Origin of the sequence: Streptomyces meridianus (assembly GCF_023703325.1) — a bacterium.
In the GTDB taxonomy this organism is placed as follows: domain Bacteria; phylum Actinomycetota; class Actinomycetes; order Streptomycetales; family Streptomycetaceae; genus Streptomyces; species Streptomyces meridianus.
This window is the reverse complement of record NZ_JAMQGM010000021.1, coordinates 113953-131104: the sequence shown is the minus strand read 5'-3', so window position 1 is coordinate 131104 and position 17152 is coordinate 113953. Positions and strand designations below refer to the sequence as shown.

The 17152-nt window shown below is 72.7% G+C and carries 15 protein-coding genes; 14 read left to right on the top strand and 1 reads right to left on the bottom strand.

Annotated elements, in window-relative coordinates; translation table 11 throughout:
- The first annotated feature begins 12 nt into the window (after window positions 1–12).
- The 3 genes from dnaJ to M1E25_RS10450 all read left to right on the top strand — a co-directional run bounded on the left by dnaJ (window position 13) and on the right by M1E25_RS10450 (window position 2414).
- On the top strand, window positions 13–1185 hold the full coding sequence (gene dnaJ, locus M1E25_RS10460; RefSeq protein ID WP_251413054.1) for a molecular chaperone DnaJ: 1173 nt from the start codon (window positions 13–15) through the stop codon (window positions 1183–1185).
- A 1-nt stretch (window position 1186) separates the two neighbouring features.
- Window positions 1187–1660, top strand: a complete 474-nt coding sequence (locus M1E25_RS10455) for a heat shock protein transcriptional repressor HspR (protein ID WP_251413051.1) — start codon at window positions 1187–1189, stop codon at window positions 1658–1660.
- Window positions 1661–2108: 448 nt separating this feature from the next.
- The gene (locus M1E25_RS10450; RefSeq protein WP_251413050.1) at window positions 2109–2414 is read left to right on the top strand and encodes a hypothetical protein; all 306 of its coding nucleotides are present in this window, start codon (window positions 2109–2111) and stop codon (window positions 2412–2414) included.
- A 172-nt stretch (window positions 2415–2586) separates the two neighbouring features.
- On the opposite strand, the gene M1E25_RS10445 is transcribed toward M1E25_RS10450, so the two are convergent.
- Window positions 2587–2985: a pyridoxamine 5'-phosphate oxidase family protein gene (locus tag M1E25_RS10445; RefSeq protein ID WP_251413117.1), complete on the bottom strand. Its 399-nt coding sequence runs from the start codon at window positions 2983–2985 to the stop codon at window positions 2587–2589.
- Between the two features lie 144 nt (window positions 2986–3129).
- On the opposite strand from M1E25_RS10445, the gene M1E25_RS10440 reads away from it, so the two are divergent.
- The 11 genes from M1E25_RS10440 (at window position 3130) to M1E25_RS10390 (ending at window position 17090) form a co-directional block, all read left to right on the top strand.
- Window positions 3130–5814 carry an ATP-dependent Clp protease ATP-binding subunit gene (locus tag M1E25_RS10440; protein WP_251413048.1) on the top strand — a complete coding sequence of 895 codons (2685 nt, stop codon included), beginning with the start codon at window positions 3130–3132 and terminating at the stop codon, window positions 5812–5814.
- 173 nt (window positions 5815–5987) lie between these two features.
- Window positions 5988–6521: a type III secretion system chaperone family protein gene (locus M1E25_RS10435; RefSeq protein WP_251413047.1), complete on the top strand. Its 534-nt coding sequence runs from the start codon at window positions 5988–5990 to the stop codon at window positions 6519–6521.
- Between the two features lie 367 nt (window positions 6522–6888).
- Window positions 6889–8094: an aminotransferase class I/II-fold pyridoxal phosphate-dependent enzyme gene (locus M1E25_RS10430; RefSeq protein ID WP_251413045.1), complete on the top strand. Its 1206-nt coding sequence runs from the start codon at window positions 6889–6891 to the stop codon at window positions 8092–8094.
- Between the two features lie 288 nt (window positions 8095–8382).
- Window positions 8383–8676, top strand: a complete 294-nt coding sequence (locus tag M1E25_RS10425) for a hypothetical protein (protein ID WP_251413043.1) — start codon at window positions 8383–8385, stop codon at window positions 8674–8676.
- Window positions 8677–8959: 283 nt separating this feature from the next.
- Entirely contained in the window at window positions 8960–9475 is a 516-nt protein-coding gene (locus M1E25_RS10420; protein ID WP_251413042.1) for a DUF2617 family protein, read from the top strand.
- A 163-nt stretch (window positions 9476–9638) separates the two neighbouring features.
- Window positions 9639–11363: a spermine/spermidine synthase domain-containing protein gene (locus tag M1E25_RS10415; RefSeq protein WP_251413040.1), complete on the top strand. Its 1725-nt coding sequence runs from the start codon at window positions 9639–9641 to the stop codon at window positions 11361–11363.
- 73 nt (window positions 11364–11436) lie between these two features.
- A complete protein-coding gene (locus M1E25_RS10410; protein WP_251413035.1) occupies window positions 11437–12486 on the top strand; it encodes a hypothetical protein in 1050 nt (349 codons plus the stop codon).
- Window positions 12487–12638: 152 nt separating this feature from the next.
- Window positions 12639–13442, top strand: a complete 804-nt coding sequence (locus M1E25_RS10405; protein WP_251413115.1) for an aldose epimerase family protein — start codon at window positions 12639–12641, stop codon at window positions 13440–13442.
- Between the two features lie 56 nt (window positions 13443–13498).
- Window positions 13499–14038 carry an orotate phosphoribosyltransferase gene (gene pyrE, locus M1E25_RS10400; RefSeq protein ID WP_251413033.1) on the top strand — a complete coding sequence of 180 codons (540 nt, stop codon included), beginning with the start codon at window positions 13499–13501 and terminating at the stop codon, window positions 14036–14038.
- Window positions 14039–14313: 275 nt separating this feature from the next.
- Entirely contained in the window at window positions 14314–15336 is a 1023-nt protein-coding gene (fbaA, locus tag M1E25_RS10395; protein ID WP_251413031.1) for a class II fructose-bisphosphate aldolase, read from the top strand.
- Window positions 15337–15545: 209 nt separating this feature from the next.
- A complete protein-coding gene (locus M1E25_RS10390) occupies window positions 15546–17090 on the top strand; it encodes an MFS transporter (RefSeq protein ID WP_251413030.1) in 1545 nt (514 codons plus the stop codon).
- Window positions 17091–17152: the final 62 nt, after the last annotated feature.

Here is a 17152-nt window from a genome sequence, read left to right as displayed (position 1 = left end):
TCGAGGATGGGCTTGAGCAGGGACTTGCTGGAAAAGGACCTCTACAAGGTCCTCGGCGTCCCGAAGGACGCCACCGAGGCGGAGATCAAGAAGGCGTACCGGAAGCTCGCCCGCGAGCTGCACCCGGACGCCAACAAGGGCGACGCCAAAGCCGAGGAGCGCTTCAAGGAGGTCTCCGAGGCGAACGACGTCCTGGCCGATCCCAAACGCCGCAAGGAGTACGACGAGGCGCGCGCACTGTTCGGCAACGGGGGATTCCGCCCCGGGCCGGGCGGCGCGGGGGCCGGCGGCTTCGACTTCGACCTGGGCGACCTCTTCGGGGGCGCCCAGGGCGGGGGCGCCGCCGGTGGCTTCGGCGGCGGGCTCGGTGACGTCTTCGGGGGCCTGTTCAACCGGGGCGGGCCCGGCGCCCGTACCCAGCCCCGCCGGGGGCAGGACGTCGAGTCCGAGGTGACGCTGAGCTTCACCGAGGCGGTGGACGGAGCCACGGTTCCGCTGCGGATGTCCAGTTCGGCGGCGTGCAAGGCGTGTTCGGGAACCGGTGACAAGGACGGCACCCCGCGGGTGTGCCCGACCTGCGTCGGCACCGGGCAGGTCTCTCGGGGCGGCGGGGGCGGTTTCTCCCTCACCGAGCCGTGCGTCGACTGCAAGGGCCGCGGCCTGATCGCCGAGAACCCCTGCACCGTCTGCAAGGGCAGCGGGCGCGCGACGAGTTCGCGCACCATGCAGGTCCGCATCCCGGCCGGGGTGTCGGACGGGCAGCGGATCCGGCTGCGGGGCAAGGGCGCGCCGGGCGAGCGCGGTGGCCCGAACGGCGACCTGTACGTGGTCGTGCACGTCGACGCGCACCCGGTCTTCGGGCGCAGGGGCGACAACCTCACCGTCACCGTGCCGGTCACCTACCCGGAGGCCGCGCTCGGCGGAGAGGTCAAGGTCCCGACCCTCGGAGGGCCGCCGGTGACGCTGCGGCTGCCTGCGGGCACCCCCAACGGCCGCACCATGCGCGCCCGCGGCAAGGGAGCGGTGCGCAAGGACGGTTCGCGCGGAGACCTGTTGGTCACCGTGGAGGTCGTGGTACCCAAGGATCTCGGGGGCAAGGCGCGTGAGGCGCTGGAGTCCTACGCCGAGGCGACCGCGGGCGAGAACCCGCGGGCGGAGTTGTTCCAGGCCGCGAAGGGAGCATGAGATGGACGGCCGAGGTGTGCGCGGTCCCGGGCCCGGATCCAGGAACCGCAACCCGTACCAGCTGACGGACGAATCCCCGGTCTACGTCATTTCGGTCGCCGCGCAGCTCTCCGGGCTGCACCCGCAGACGTTGCGGCAGTACGACCGGCTCGGCCTCGTCTCCCCGGACCGGACGGCCGGGCGCGGGCGGCGCTACTCCGCTCGCGACATCGAACTGCTCCGGCAGGTGCAGCAGCTGAGCCAGGACGAGGGCATCAACCTGGCCGGCATCAAGCGCATCATCGAACTCGAGAACCAGGTGGCCGCGTTGCAGGCGCGGGTCGCCGAGCTCTCGCAGGCGGTGGAGGGCGCCGCGGCCGCGATGCAGCAGCGCGAGGCCGCGGTGCACGCCTCGTACCGGCGCGACCTGGTGCCGTACCAGGACGTGCACCCGACGAGTGCGCTCGTGGTGTGGCGGCCCAAGCGGGCCGAGTAGCCGGAGAAGCGACGGCCGGAGGGCCGGAGGCGCGGTTGGCGCTCCTCCGGCCCTCTGCTGCGTGCGGGCAGGGTGTCCCCGCGGCCCGGTGTCCGGGCGACCGGTGCGGGAAGCAGGTGTGCGGGGGGCCTTCCGGCCTCAGGACGCCCAGAAGAAATAGAGCAGGATCCCGAGGGCCACGGACAGGATCAGGACCGCCAGGACAAAGCGGTACAGCCAGCGATGCAGGGTTCCCATCTCGGTCCGCCTCATGTGCCCACCGTCCTCCGGAAGCGGTCGCCTCCACGTCGCATCTCAAGAGTCGCCCGGAGCCGGGAATTGCGCACGTCCGCTGGGGTGCGCGGGGTTCTGCGGGCCGGTCGGCCCGGGCCCGGTTCCCCCGCTGCGCGCCGCCCGTGGGCGGCGCACCATGGAAGTACGGCAATCCACAGTCTGGAGGCTGGTCGGGATGACGTTCGTCCAGTTGATCGAGTACGAGACCACGCGGGAGGAGGAGCTCGCGCCGCTCTACGAGGAGTTCATCAAGGCGACGGAGGGCAAGCGCACCCTCACCCACGAGTTCCACACCAAGGACCGTGACCGGCCGAACCACTACGTCGACATCGTCGAGTTCCCTTCCTACGAGGCGGCGATGCGCAACAACGAGTTGCCCGAGACCAAGCAGGTTGCGGCCCGGATGAAGGAACTGTGCACCGGAGGACCGAGGTTCCTGAACCTCGAGGTCATCGACGAACAGAAGATGACCCCGGCGTAGGGCCGGTCCCTCTCCGGTCCCGCCCTGCTCGGCTCGCCCGGTACGCACCGGACGACCCGAGCCCCGCCTCGCGGCGGGCGGCGCCATGGAGAGGCAGGCAGAGCCGGCAGCGGCCGGTCGGATCGGGGCCTGCGAGCCGGGACCCCCGTTCCGGCTCGCGGGCCGCAGAACGTCAACCCCGCCCCATGGCCCTGGTCACGGTGATCTCGATGACCACGCGATCGGGGTTGGGCCGGGGCATGCGCTCGTAGCGCTCGGCATAGCGCCGGACGGCGTCCGCGATCTGCGCCGGCTCGGTACGCACGACGGCCCGGCCCTCGAGGGTGGCCCAGCGGCGTCGGTGCACCTGGCAGACGGCGACGGGCGCGCCTGCCGCTCCGGCGGCCCGTACATGGGCCGCCTTGCGGCTGTGCCGGTTGGTGATCACCCGGGCGATCCCGGCCCCGGGGTCGTAGGTGACGCCGACGGGGACGACGTGCGGGCTGCCGTCCGGCCGCAGCGTGGTGAGCGTGCACAGGTGGTACTCGCGCCAGAACTCCAGGTATTCCGGGGTGTGCACGTCCGCCGCCATGATCAGAAGCCTAGTCACCGGCTGTCGCTCCCGCCCGCTCAAGGGGCGGGAGCAAACTTGAGCGGAATGGGCTCAAGTTAATATACGTTGATTCAAGCAGTATGGATGTCGTCGCAGGCCGATCGCGAAGGAGGAGCAGACGACGTGGACGCCGAGCTGACCAACAAGAGCCAGGACGCGATCAACTCCGCCGGCAGCCGCGCGGTGTCGTCCGGGAACCCGGACATCACCCCGGTGCATCTGCTGCTCGCCCTGCTGGAGGGGCAGGACAACGAGAGCATCCGCGACATGCTGGCAGCGGTCGAGGCCGACCAGGCCGCCGTGCGTTCGGGCGCCGAGCGGCTGCTCGGCTCGCTGCCCAGCGTGCAGGGCTCCACCGTCTCCCCGCCCCAGCCCGACCGCGGCCTGCTGGCGGTCGTCGCGGACGCGGCCGAGCGGGCCAAGGAGCTCGGCGACGAGTACATCTCCACCGAGCACCTGCTCATCGGCGTCGCGGCCAAGGGCGGCCCGGCCGGTGAGCTCCTCGATCAGCAGGGCGCGAGTGCCGACAGGCTGCTCGACGCCTTCCAGACCAACCGTGGAGGACGACGCGTGACCACGCCCGACCCGGAGGGCACCTACAAGGCCCTGGAGAAGTTCGGCACCGACTTCACCGCCATCGCCCGCGAGGGCAGGCTCGACCCCGTCATCGGCCGTGACCAGGAGATCCGCCGGGTCATCCAGGTGCTGTCCCGGCGCACGAAGAACAACCCGGTGCTCATCGGCGAACCGGGCGTCGGCAAGACCGCCGTCGTCGAGGGCCTGGCCCAGCGGATCGTGAAGGGCGACGTGCCCGAGTCGCTGAAGGACAAGCGGCTGGTCGCACTCGACATCGGCGCCATGCTGGCCGGGGCCAAGTACCGCGGTGAGTTCGAGGAGCGGCTGAAGACGGTCCTGGCCGAGATCAAGGACAGCGAAGGCCGCATCATCACGTTCATCGACGAGCTGCACACGGTCGTCGGTGCGGGCGCGGGCGGCGACTCCGCGATGGACGCCGGCAACATGCTCAAGCCGATGCTCGCCCGCGGGGAGCTGCGCATGGTCGGCGCCACCACGCTCGACGAGTACCGGGAGCGGATCGAGAAGGATCCGGCGCTCGAGCGCCGCTTCCAGCAGGTGATGGTCGCGGAGCCGACCGTCGAGGACTCGATCGCGATCCTCCGCGGGCTCAAGGGCCGCTACGAGGCCCATCACGGGGTGCAGATCGCCGACTCGGCCCTGGTGGCCGCCGCCACCCTCTCCGACCGCTACATCACCTCCCGCTTCCTCCCCGACAAGGCGATCGACCTGGTCGACGAGGCGTCCTCCCGGCTCCAGATGGAGATCGACTCCTCGCCGGTCGAGATCGACGAGCTCCAGCGCGCCGTCGACCGGCTGATGATGGAGGAGGAGTCGCTGCTGGCGATCGAGGCCGACGGGGACGGCTCGCGCAAGTTCCTGAAGAAGCCGGACCGCGAGAAGGAGCTCTCCCCGGACGCGACGGAGCGCCTGGAGCGGCTGCGCAAGGACCGCGCGGAGAAGGAGGAGAAGCTACGCGGGCTGCGGGCCCGCTGGAACGCCGAGAAGGAGATCCACACCCGGGTCGGCGACCTGAAGAAGCGCCTCGACGAGCTGCAGACGGAACTCGAACTCGCCGAACGCAAGGCCCCCGAGACGGGAGACTGGGTGACCCCGGGGCGGTTGCGCTCCGAGGTGATCCCGCAGACCCGCAAGGAGCTGGAGGAGGCGACGGCCGAGCAGAAGACCCTGGAGGGGATGGTCGGCGAGGAGGTCGGCCCGGACGACATCGCGGACGTCGTCAGCGCCTGGACCGGCATCCCCGCCGGGCGTCTGCTCGAGGGCGAGACCCGGAAGCTGCTGCGCATGGAGGACGAGCTGGGCAAGCGGCTGATCGGCCAGAGCGAGGCCGTGCAGGCCGTGTCCGACGCGGTCCGCCGCAGCCGGGCCGGCGTCTCCGACCCCGACCGGCCGACGGGTTCCTTCCTCTTCCTCGGCCCGACCGGTGTCGGCAAGACGGAGCTGGCCAAGTCGCTGGCCGACTTCCTCTTCGACGATGAGCGGGCCATGGTCCGCATCGACATGAGCGAGTACAGCGAGAAGCACTCCGTGGCCCGGCTCGTCGGAGCCCCGCCCGGCTACGTCGGGTACGAGGAGGGCGGCCAGCTGACCGAGGCGGTGCGGCGCCGGCCGTACACCGTGGTGCTGCTCGACGAGGTCGAGAAGGCTCACCACGAGGTCTTCGACATCCTGCTCCAGGTGCTGGACGACGGCAGGCTGACGGACGGCCAGGGGCGGACGGTCGACTTCCGCAACACCATCCTCATCCTCACCTCGAACCTCGGGTCGGTGTTCCTCGTCGACCCGGCGCTCGACGAGGAGGAGAAGCGCAAGCGGGTGCTGGACACCGTGCGGACGTCGTTCCGCCCGGAATTCCTCAACCGGCTGGACGACCTGGTGGTGTTCCACCCACTGGGCACCGACCAGCTGGAGCGGATCGCGAAGCTCCAGCTCGACCAGCTCCAGCGTCGGCTCGCCACGCGCCGGCTCACCCTGGACGTCAGCGAGGACGCGCTGCACTGGCTGGGGCTGCTCGGCCACACCTCCGAGGAGGCCGCCGGGCCGGACCTGTCGTACGGGGCGCGGCCGCTGCGCCGGCTCGTCCAGACCGCGATCGGCGACCAGCTGGCGCGCGAGATCCTGGCCGGCACGGTCCAGGACGGCGACACGGTCCGGGTCGGCCTCGATGGGGACCGGCTGACGGTGACCCGCGCCGAGGCCTCCGCCGCGTGAGCTGACGCCGCCTGCGCCCGGCCCGCGAACGGGGCCGGACGGGTGCGGTCCGCCACGGAAGGCGCACCGCACCCGGCCGAACCGGCGACTTCCGGCATGCGTACCGCTCCGGGTTGCGGTATCGGGGCCGTTGTGAGGGAGGATGGCAGTAACCGTACGAAGGGATAACCACGGTGAGCATCGACCCGTCCTCGATTCCGAATTTCGGGGGCCAGCCCGAACCGCAGCCGTCGGAGCCGACGGGCCCCGTCGTCCCCGATCAGGACCTGGTCAAGCAGCTCCTCGACCAGATGGAGCTGAAGTACGTCGTGGACGACGAGGGTGACCTCGCCGCTCCGTGGGAGCAGTTCCGGACGTACTTCATGTTCCGCGGCGAGGCGGAGCAGCAGGTCTTCTCGGTCCGTACCTTCTACGACCGTCCGCACTCGATCGACGACAAGGTGCAGCTGCTCGAGTCGATCGACGACTGGAACCGCCGCACCCTGTGGCCGAAGGTCTACACGCACACCAACGACGACGGCACCGTCCGCCTCATCGGCGAGGCGCAGATGCTGATCGGCACCGGTGTCAGCCTGGAGCACTTCGTGTCCAGCACCGTCAGCTGGGTGCGCGCCTCGATCGAGTTCGACCGCTGGGTGGTCGAGCAGCTCGGTCTGGAGAAGGACATCGAGGGTTCCGGCCCGGACGGCTCCAAGGACGACGAGTAGGAACACGCTCCGGGATCCTGGCCGGACCGTGACGGCCCGGCCAGGGAAATGGTGTGCGCCGAAGCCGGCCACAGCACTGTTTTCTCCGGCAGAGCCCGGCCGCGCGCCGAGCCGTCATCACGACGGACGGTGGCGGCCGGGCTCTGCCGTGTGCACAGGCGGCCGGCCCGGCACGGGCCCGGACCTGCACCGGCCGTCTGCCCCGGCCCCGGTGCACCGGGGCACGCCGTAGGGTGAGGGCCTTCGATCCCGGACCCTGCCGGGACGTCGCGATCCGGCCCGGCGGGCACCACGCCCGGCTCCGGCCGGTGCGCCGCGACCGGAGCAGGGCCGGGCTGACGACGCCACGACCTGGGAGCGGGATCGCATGGAGGCGAAGGGGACGGTTGGTGCACAGGGCCAGGTGGAGGCGGACCGGGGCCCCGCGGCGCGGGTGCGCGGCATGGGGACGTCCGTCTTCACCGAATTCACCGAGCTGGCGCGGCGCACCGGGGCCGTGAACCTCGGGCAGGGCGTGCCCGAGCTGGACAGTCCGGCGGTGCTGCTGAAGGACGTGGCGGACGCGGTCCTCGCGGGCAGCAACCAGTACCCGCCCGCGACCGGCTTCCCCGCCCTGCGCGAGGCCGTTGCCGCGCACCAGCTCCGGCGCTACGGGCTGGAGGGCGAGGTCCTGATCACCACGGGGGCGACGGAGGCGCTGGCGTCGGCCTTGCTGGCGCTGTGCGACCCGGGGGACGAGGTCCTGGCCTTCGATCCCTGCTACGACGCGTATCCGGCGGGTGCCCGGCTGGCCGGTGCCCGGCTGGTCGGGGTGCCGCTGGCGGTGGACGGCGACGGCTTCGCGCTCGATCCGGACGCGCTGCGGGCCGCGGTCACCCCGCGCACCCGGGTTCTGGTGCTGAACACGCCGCACAACCCCACCGGCAAGGTGTTCACGGCCGCCGAGCTCGCCGAGATCGCGGACGTGTGCCGCGAACACGCACTGACCGTCGTGACGGACGAGGTCTACGAGCACCTCGCCTACGACGACGCCCGCCACGTCCCCCTGGCCTCGCTTCCGGGCATGGCCGGGCGGACGCTGACGATCTCCTCGGCAGGCAAGACGTTCAACGTCACCGGCTGGAAGATCGGCTGGGTCTGCGGACCGGCCCCGCTGGTCCGTGCGGTCGCGTCCGCGAAGCAGTTCCTCACCTACGCCTCGGGCACCCCGTACCAGGAGGCGCTGGCCCGGATGCTCGGGTCGGTCGAGGAATGGGCGGCCGAGCTGCGGAAGACCCTGTCCGCCAACCGGGACCTGCTGAGCGCCGGTCTCGAGCGCGCCGGGCTGCGCCCCTACCGTGCCGAGGCCGGTTACTTCCTGCAGGCAGACGTGCGCCCGTGGGGGTACGGGGACGGCACCCGGTTCTGCCGTGAACTCCCGGAGCGGGCAGGTGTGGTGGCCATTCCGACCTCGGCCTTCTACCAGAGCGGGAACGCGCCGTCGTGGCTCGTCCGGTTCTCCTTCTGCCGGCGCCCGGAATCGGTGAGAAAAGCCGTGGAGCAGCTCGTGGCCGCGAGCGGCCGGGCGGGCTGAGCCGCTGCCCTGCTGCGGGTCCCCGGGCGGTGAACCTCTGGACTTCCTCAACTCTGCTTTGGGGCACGGAGGGCAGGGGCATCACCCCGGCACACGAGAAGCGGGGTGCTCGCTTCGGGGGACCGGAAGGGGCGTGGGGGCGATGGGATTCCTTGTCTTCGCGGTGATAGCCGTCGTGGGTCTGATCGTCGTGATCGCGCTGGCCAGGAGCGGTGGGGATGGCGGTCCGCTCCAGCCGCGGAACAGCCGGGGCAGAGGGCGGGGCAACCGCCGGGGAGATTCCGGCAGTTGGTGGGCCGGCAGCGGCGGGGGCGCGTCGAGCGGGTACGGCTGCGGCGGCTCGTCGTACGACGGCGGTTCGTCCGTTGGTTCGTCGTGCGGCAGCATCTCGTCGTGCTCCAGCAGCAGCTCGTCGTGCGGCGGCGGTTCGTCGTGCGGTGGTGGCGGTTCGTCCTGCGGCGGGGGCAGCAGCTGACGGACCGGACGGGGTTCGCAGGCGCCGGCACGGGGCGGCGCCTGCGAACCGGTCTCCGGGGGCCTGCGAGGCGCTGCACGCCCGGCGGCGGAAGCCGCCGGATGTGACGGTCAGGCACCTGAACCGGGCGGCTGTCCGGAACACCTACGGTGAACAGATGAGCCGTGGGGCCCCCGGGGGGATGGAAACCGGGCAGAGAACCCCAAAAACACTTCGTGCGCCGGGCATTTCATGATTCCGTATCCCTAACGGAGCTCACGTGGTCCGCGTCTCTCGGACATCGAGTGGTCCCTGTCCCCGGGCCCCTGCGTGGCACGAGCCGGTGATCGTCCCGGGAAATGCGCGGGACGGCCGGCACACCAACTCACTGCGTGTTTGCGGAGCCGAACCATGCTCACCACTCTCAAGACCGCCTACACCGACTCCCGCGCGGACGATCTCGCCTGGTGCCTCGGCAAGGAGCCGTTGCCGGCTCTCGCGGTCATGAACGTCCAACTCGACTCCTACACCGTCCAACTGCGACTGCTCGGCGCATCCCACCAGGTCATCGTTGAGGAGGAGGGCAGTTGCTCCGAGACGGTGGCCTGCATCCCCGGCAGCCGCACCCCGCTGCCCCTGGGCGTGGCCAAGCGCGTCGGCGACTGGGACTACGAGTTCGCGGCGCGCGTCGAGACCCTGTCCGAGGGAGCCTTCGCAGGGCGTGCGCAGGAACTCCTCGCGCTGGTGGCCCACCACCCGCACGGACTCGCCGGAACCTTCCCCGGCAGCCCGCACGCCTTCACTGCGCTGCTGGCCCAGCGGCAGGAGGGGCGGATCGGATGGCGGACCTGGCACGCGTACCCGCAGGAGGGGCGGCTCGTGGTGACCCGTACCCAGGTTCGGCCCCGGTCGCTCGCGGCGCTGTGACGTGACACCGACACACCGACAGCCGGGTGTACGGCCCTCCGGACCGCGCGAACCGGAGGGTCGCAAACCCGGAGCACACGGCGCGCGTTCCGGCCTGAACGTGTCTCTGCACCACCCTTGTGGGTGACCGGCAGCCGGAAATCCGTGACGTAGCGTTCCCTGCATGATCGATCCGCCCGCGCTGAGCGTCTCCGGGGCGGCACCACGGCAGCACACGGCGGTCCGTCCCCCGGCGACCGGGAGCGGGCGGCCCCGGCTGCCCGTGCCGGCCCCGGTCGCCCGTGTGCTCCTCCTCGCGGTCGCCTTCGTCTGCGCGGCGTGCGGTCTCGTCTACGAACTCGAACTCGTCGCCCTCGCCTCGTACTTGACCGGTGACTCGGTCACCCAGACCTCCGTCGTGCTGTCGGTCATGGTCTTCGCCATGGGCATCGGATCGCTGGCGGCCAAGCGGCTGAGGTGCCGGGCCGTGCTCGGCTTCGGCCTGCTCGAAGCCGCGCTCGCACTGACCGGCGGCTCCTCGGCGATGGCGCTCTACGCGAGTTTCGCCTGGTTCGACCAGTCGCGGACGGCCCTCGTCGGCTTCTCCCTCCTCATCGGCGTGCTCATCGGCGCCGAGATCCCGCTGCTGATGACCCTCATCCAGCGGATCCGTCGCCAGGACGCGGGAGGCGCCGTCGCCGACCTGTTCGCCGCGGACTACGTGGGCGCGCTCGTCGGCGGGCTCGCCTTCCCCTTCCTCCTGCTCCCGCTCCTCGGCCAGCTGCACGGCGCACTGCTGACCGGCGCGGTGAACACCGTGGCGGGCGGGGCGATGGTGCTCTGGCTGTTCCGCCGGGACCTCACCGGCCGCGAGCGCGCCGCGCTGGTCGTCGTCAACGCCGTCGTGCTCGCCCTGCTCGCCACCGCCGCCGTGTCCGCCGGACCGTTCGAGAGCGCCGCCCGGCGGGCGGTGTACGGGGCGGACGTGCGGGTCGCGGTGCGCACCGACGTCCAGGACGTCGTCCTGGTCGGCCCACCGGGCCGGGCCGCCCCGGCCGGACACCGCGCGGACGGGACCGGACGTGACCGGGTGGGCGCGGACCGGGCCGGCGGGGAGCGGCGCCGCCCGCTCGCCCTCTACCTCGACGGACGGCTGCGCGCGAGCGCCCGGGACCGATACCGGTACGAGGCCCTGGTGCATCCCGCCATGAACGGGCCGCGCCGCCACGTCCTCGTCCTGGGCGGAGGCGACGGGCTCGCCGTGCGGGAGGTACTGCGCCACCGGGAGGTGACGTCCGTGACCGTCGTCGCCCGCGACCCCGGCGTGCTGCGGCTGGGCCGCACCGATCCCGGACTGACCGAGCTCAACGGCGGCGCCCTGGGCGACCCCAGGGTGCGCGCCGTGACGGCCGACGCCTTCGCCTGGCTGCGCGAGCGGGCGGCGGCCCCGCACCCCCCGCGGTACGACGTGGTGGTCTCCGACCTGCCCAGCCCGGGCGGCGGCGACACCGCCAAGCTGTACTCGCAGGAGTTCTACGGCCTGGTCCGCCGGGTCATGGCCGACGGCGGGAGGCTGGCCGTCCGGGCCGGCCCGGACCGTTCGTTCTGGACCGTCGAGGCGACCCTCCGGTCCGCGGGCCTGCGCACCGCCCCCTACCGGATGGGTCCCGGACGGCCCGCGCCCGCCGAACGCCGCACCGAGCGTCCCCGTCCGCGGTCCGCCCGGGAAGGGGCACAGGGATATGTGCTCGCCGCCCGGGACGCAGTGCGCCCGGGGCCGCCGCCCGACGGCCCGCGCCTGCGCGGCCTGACCGCGGCGACCGTACGGCACGCGGTGCGCGAGACGTCCGCCCGCCGCCCGAACGGTCTCCCGCCGTCGACGCTGATGCACCCCCGCTACACGGACTGACACCGCCGTCCGGCCCCGAAAATCCCGTCAACGGTGGACGCCTCCGGGCCCCGGCCGGTTAGGCTCCGTTCCCATGGAGCATGAGGTGTTCGTCCCCTTCCCGGCCGGCACGGTGCGGCAGGCCCTCGTCGATCCTGCCCGTCTCGCACGCTGCGTCCCGGGGCTCCAACCGGACGCCGACGCGGCCGCGCAGTCCCCGGACACGCTCATCGGCCGGCTGCGGTTGCGGATAGCCGGCTCCACCATCACGTACCGCGGGAGCCTGCAGGTCACCGAGCAGGACGGCGGCGATCTGACGGTCGAGGCTCAGGGCACCGAGGTCCGGGGGGACGGCTCGGCGAAGGTGGCCCTCATCATCCGTCCGACCTCCTCGAGGGGCGGCACGATCCTCGGCTGCACCGGCACGGTGACCAGCAGGGGCAGGCTGGCCGATGCGGACCCGGCGGCGGCGACGGCGACCGCCCGCCGGCTCCTCGACCGGTTCGGCACCCGGCTGACGTCGGTACTCCGGGAAACCCGGCCCGGCACCGACGAGCCTGCGTCCGAGGTGCCGGAGGAACGCCGCGCCGCCGAGCCCGGAGCCGAGCCGGACACCGAACCCGGCTCCGAGCCGCCCGGGGACCACGGGCCGGGGGAGGACACAGCGCCGGAAGCCCGGGGACCTGCGGGCCCGCCGGAAGCCACGGACGGCCGCACGGTGGACGACGAGCGCCGCGCCGGCCCCGCGGCGGTGAACGGCTCCGCCGCCCCCGACGGAACGGGGGACGCGGCGGAGGCACCCGGCGAGGAGTTCACCGAGGAGCAGGCCGCCGGACCGGCAGCATCCGAGGAGCCGGCCTCCGACGGGACAGCCCCCGGCGACGCCGGCGCCGGGGCCCCGGTCCCGGCGGACGGTCCCGGCGCCCCCGAGACGCCCCCGGACGGCGCGCTCGCCCGCCGCACCATGGTCGGACGCAGCGCGGAGGAGGTCGACCACGCTCCGCCGCGCGGCCGCTACGCTCCCGTGCCCGCACCGGAGCCCCTCGTCGTCGGTGTCACCCTCCGCTGGGCCGCACCGGCCGCGGCGGTGGTCGTCGCCTCTGCCGTGGTCGTCAACCGGCTGCTGCGCCGCCGCCGTCCCTGAGGGGCGCTGCGCAGGACGGCCCGCAGCGGCCGGCCGTCCCCGGACGGCGCGGGCCGGTCCGCGGAGGCCGGTCGTCCACCCCATAGGCTCGCGGGGTGAGCAACCATGAGACGACCAACTCGGCGGCCCCGTACGGACCCCGGCCGGCGGGTGTGTCCGCCCGCGCCCGCCGGGACGTTCAGCTCGCTGCCGGCGACGTCGAGCTGACCGTGAGGCCCGGCCTCGGCTGCCGGATCGGATCGCTGCGCGTCGAAGGCCGCGAACTCCTGCGGCAGGGCGACGAACACGGCTCGTTCCCGATGGTTCCCTGGTGCGGCCGGGTCGACCGCGGCCGGTTCCGTGACGGGGCGGAGCTGCACGAGCTGCCCGTCAACCACCCGCCGCACGCCATCCACGGGACCGGCCGCGACGCGGTCTGGAGCACGGCCCGCAGTGACAAGGCCTCCGCCTCGTTCTTCTACGACCTCACCGCCCCCTGGCCGCGCCCGGGACGGGTCACGCAGACCCTGGACCTCACCGAGGAGTCCCTGACGCTGTCGATGAGCGTCGAGGCGGAATCGGACTCGTTCCCGGCGCAGGCCGGATGGCACCCCTGGTTCGCGCGCAACCTCGGACGCGGCGGGGCCGATGTCGAGATCGCCTTCGAGCCGGCGTGGCAGGAGGAGCGCGGCGACGACCATCTCCCCACCGGCCGGCGGATCCCCCGCACCGCCGGCCCGTGGGACGACTGCTTCGGCATGCCGGACGGTGTGGACGTCCTCCTCACCTGGCCGGGCGAGCTCGAACTCCGCGTCTCCAGCCGCGCGGAGTGGGTCGTCGTCTACGACGAGCAGGCCGACTGGGTGTGCGTGGAGCCGCAGTCGGGGCCGCCGAACGGCCTCAACACGCTGCCGCGGCTCGTCACCCCCATCGATCCGCTGGAGATCAGCACGACCTGGACCTGGCGGGTGCTCTGACGCCGGTCCGCCGCCGCGGAACGGGCCCCGGAGCGTCCCCCGATAGTCTCGGACGCATGAGTGACGTTCGCGACGCCCTGCTTCAGCAGATCAAGGACAAGGCCGTGGTCCACGGCAAGGTGACCCTCTCCTCCGGGCAGGAGGCCGACTACTACGTCGACCTGCGCCGGATCACCCTGGACGGGGAGGCCGCCCCGCTGGTCGGCCAGGTGCTGCTCGACGTCACCGCCGGGCTCGACTACGACGCGGTCGGCGGGCTCACCCTGGGTGCCGACCCGGTGGCCGCCTCGATGCTGCACGCCGCCGCCGCGCGCGGACGGAAGCTCGACGCGTTCGTGGTCCGCAAGGCGGGCAAGGCGCACGGCCTCCAGCGGCGCGTCGAGGGACCGGACGTCGCGGGGCGCCGGGTGCTCGCCGTCGAGGACACCTCGACCACCGGCGGGTCCGTGCTGACCGCCGTCGAGGCGCTGCGCGAGGCCGGCGCCGAGGTGGTGGGCGTGGCGGTGATCGTCGAGCGTGGGGCGGCCCCGGCGATCGAGGAGGCCGGGCTGCCGTACTACCAGGTCTACGGGCTGGACGACCTCGGCCTCGGCTGAACCCCGGCCGTTCACTCCGGGCCCGCCCGATCCGGCTGCCCGGGCCCCGGCCGTCACACCCGCAGGCCGCCCCCTGCCGCACCGGCACCGGGCGGCCGTGGTGGCGGGGGCGGTTTCACGTGGAACGCTCCGTATCGGTTCCCGGGCAGGGGTGGACCCTCGGGCGCGGTCTGGGAGGATGGAGGCGACGATGACGTCGCCCCCAGGTCAGGGCCACTGCACTTCCGGGGAAGCAGCCCGGAACTGCGCCTCGCACATCACAAGGAGCGGACCAGATGCCCATCGCAACTCCCGAGACCTACCACGAGATGCTCGACCGGGCGAAGGCCGGCAAGTTCGCCTACCCCGCCATCAACGTCACGTCGACGCAGACCCTGCACGCCGCCCTCCGCGGCTTCGCCGAGGCGGAGAGCGACGGCATCGTCCAGATCTCCACGGGTGGTGCAGAGTTCCTGGGCGGCCAGTACAGCAAGGACATGGTGAGCGGCGCCGTCGCCCTCGCCGAGTTCGCGCACATCGTCGCCGAGAAGTACCCGGTGAACATCGCCCTTCACACCGACCACTGCCCGAAGGACAAGCTCGACGGCTACGTCCGTCCGCTGCTCAAGGTCTCCCAGGAGCGGGTGGCCGCCGGCCGCAACCCGCTGTTCCAGTCCCACATGTGGGACGGCTCGGCCGAGAACCTGGACGACAACCTCGCCATCGGCCGTGAGCTGCTGGCCGAGGCCGTCAAGGCCAAGATCATCCTCGAGGTCGAGATCACCCCGACCGGCGGCGAGGAGGACGGCGTCAGCCACGAGATCAACGACGAGCTGTACACCACGGTCTCGGACGCCGAACGCACCGCCGACGCCCTCGGCCTCGGCGAGAACGGCCGCTACCTGCTGGCCGCCTCCTTCGGCAACGTCCACGGCGTCTACAAGCCCGGCAACGTCGTGCTCCGTCCCGACCTGCTGCGCGAGCTCCAGGACGGCGTCGGCGCCAAGGCCGGCAAGAAGGACCCGTTCGACTTCGTCTTCCACGGCGGCTCCGGCTCCACCGAGGAGGAGATCCGCACCGCGCTGGAGAACGGTGTCGTGAAGATGAACCTCGACACCGACACCCAGTACGCCTTCACCCGCCCGGTCGTCGACCACATCTTCCGCAACTACGACGGTGTGCTGAAGGTCGACGGCGAGGTCGGCAACAAGAAGACCTACGACCCGCGCAGCTGGGGCAAGGCCGCCGAGAAGGGCATGGCCGAGCGGGTCACGCTGGCCTGCGCCAACCTGCGTTCCTCCGGCACCAAGCTGAAGTAGCCCGCCGCCGGCCCGGCCCGGCTCTCGCCGGGCGGCCGGGCCGGCGCAGGCGACACTCCAGGGCCCGGTTTCTCCGCCCACCGGCAGGGAACCGGGCCCTGCGTGTGCCCGGCGCATGCGCTGCCGCCGCCCCGCACCGCCGGGCGGGGCGTCCGCTGCCCGGCGGTCCAGCGCTGGCCCGGGCCGCGCCGCCCGGGGATGATCCGGGTATGAGCGCCACGACGGAGGCGACCGCGGGCAACATCCGGCTCTCCCGGCCCACGGGACGCTGGGTGCTGCTCACCACCGTCCTCGGCTCCGGCATGGCGCTGCTCGACAGCACGGTCGTCAACGTGGCACTGCCGCACATCGGCGAGGACCTCGGTGCGGACCTTGCCGTCCTCCAGTGGACCGTCAACGCCTACCTGCTCACCCTGGCCGGGCTGATCCTGCTCGGCGGAGCGCTCGGCGACCGCTACGGCCGGCGGCGCATTTTCGTCATCGGCGTGATCTGGTTCGCGGCCGCGTCGCTGCTGTGCGGAATCGCCCCGGAGGCGTGGGTGCTGATCGCCGCCCGGGCCCTCCAGGGCATCGGCGGTGCCCTCCTGACCCCGGGCTCCCTGGCGCTCATCCAGGCCACGTTCCACCCCGACGACCGGGCGCGGGCGGTGGGGGCCTGGTCCGGTCTCGGCGGCGTCGCCGCGGCGGTCGGGCCGTTCCTCGGCGGTTGGCTGGTGGACGGGCCCGGCTGGCGCTGGGTCTTCCTGATCAACGTCCCGATCGCCCTGGTATGCGTGCCGGTCGCGATGCGGCACGTCCCCGAGAGCGCGGAGGCCGGGCCGGTCACGGTGCCGGACGGTGGTCCGCTGCCCCGCAGACGGTTCGACGTGGCCGGTGCGGCACTCGGCTCGCTGGCGCTCGGCTCGCTGACGTACGCCCTCATCGCCGCGTCCGCCGAGGGACTCTCGGCCGCGGTGGTCGTCCCGGCGGTCGCCGGGGTGCTGCTGGGGGTGGCGTTCGGATACCTGGAATCGCGCCGGACCGACCCCATGCTGCCGCCGTCGATCTTCTCCTCCCGGCTGTTCACCGCCGTGAACGCCGTCACGCTGTGCGTCTACGCGGCGCTCGGCGGCTTCTTCTTCCTCACGGCCCTCCAGCTCCAGGTGGCCGTGGGCTACTCCGCATTCATCGCCGGGACCGCTCTGCTGCCCACCACCTTCCTGATGCTGCTGTTGTCCGCCCGGTCCGGTGAGATCGGCGCACGGATCGGGCCGCGGATCCCGCTGACCGTCGGACCGCTGCTGGCGGCAGCCGGCCTGCTGCTGCTGACCCGGGCCGGCCCCGGGGCCGTGTACTGGCGCGACATCCTGCCCGCGCTGCTCGTGCTCGGAATGGGCCTGGTGGCCTTCGTCGCGCCGCTGACCGCGACCGTGCTCGCGGCGGTGGACGTCGACCGCGCGGGTCTGGCCAGCGGCGTCAACAACGCCATCGCCCGGGCCGGGGGCCTGGTCGCCGTGGCGGCGCTGCCGCTGGTCGCGGGCTTCGGCCCGGAGTCCTACCGGTCGGCGACCCAGTTCGACGAGGCGTTCCGGCGGGCCATGCCGATCTGCGCCGGCGTCATGGTGCTCGCGGCCCTGATCGCCTGGCTGACCATCCGCCCGGCACCCCGCAGGGCACCGGAGGAGGGGCCCAGGTGCGAGCCCGAGTGCCGGGTCCACTGCGGATTCGCATCCCCTCCGCTGGACCCCGGCGACGTGGCGCCCCCACGCCGTTGACCTGGAGCGCAATGCCTCCGAGGGGCCCGCGGGGAGCCGGAGCTCTCCGGGCCAGGCAGACT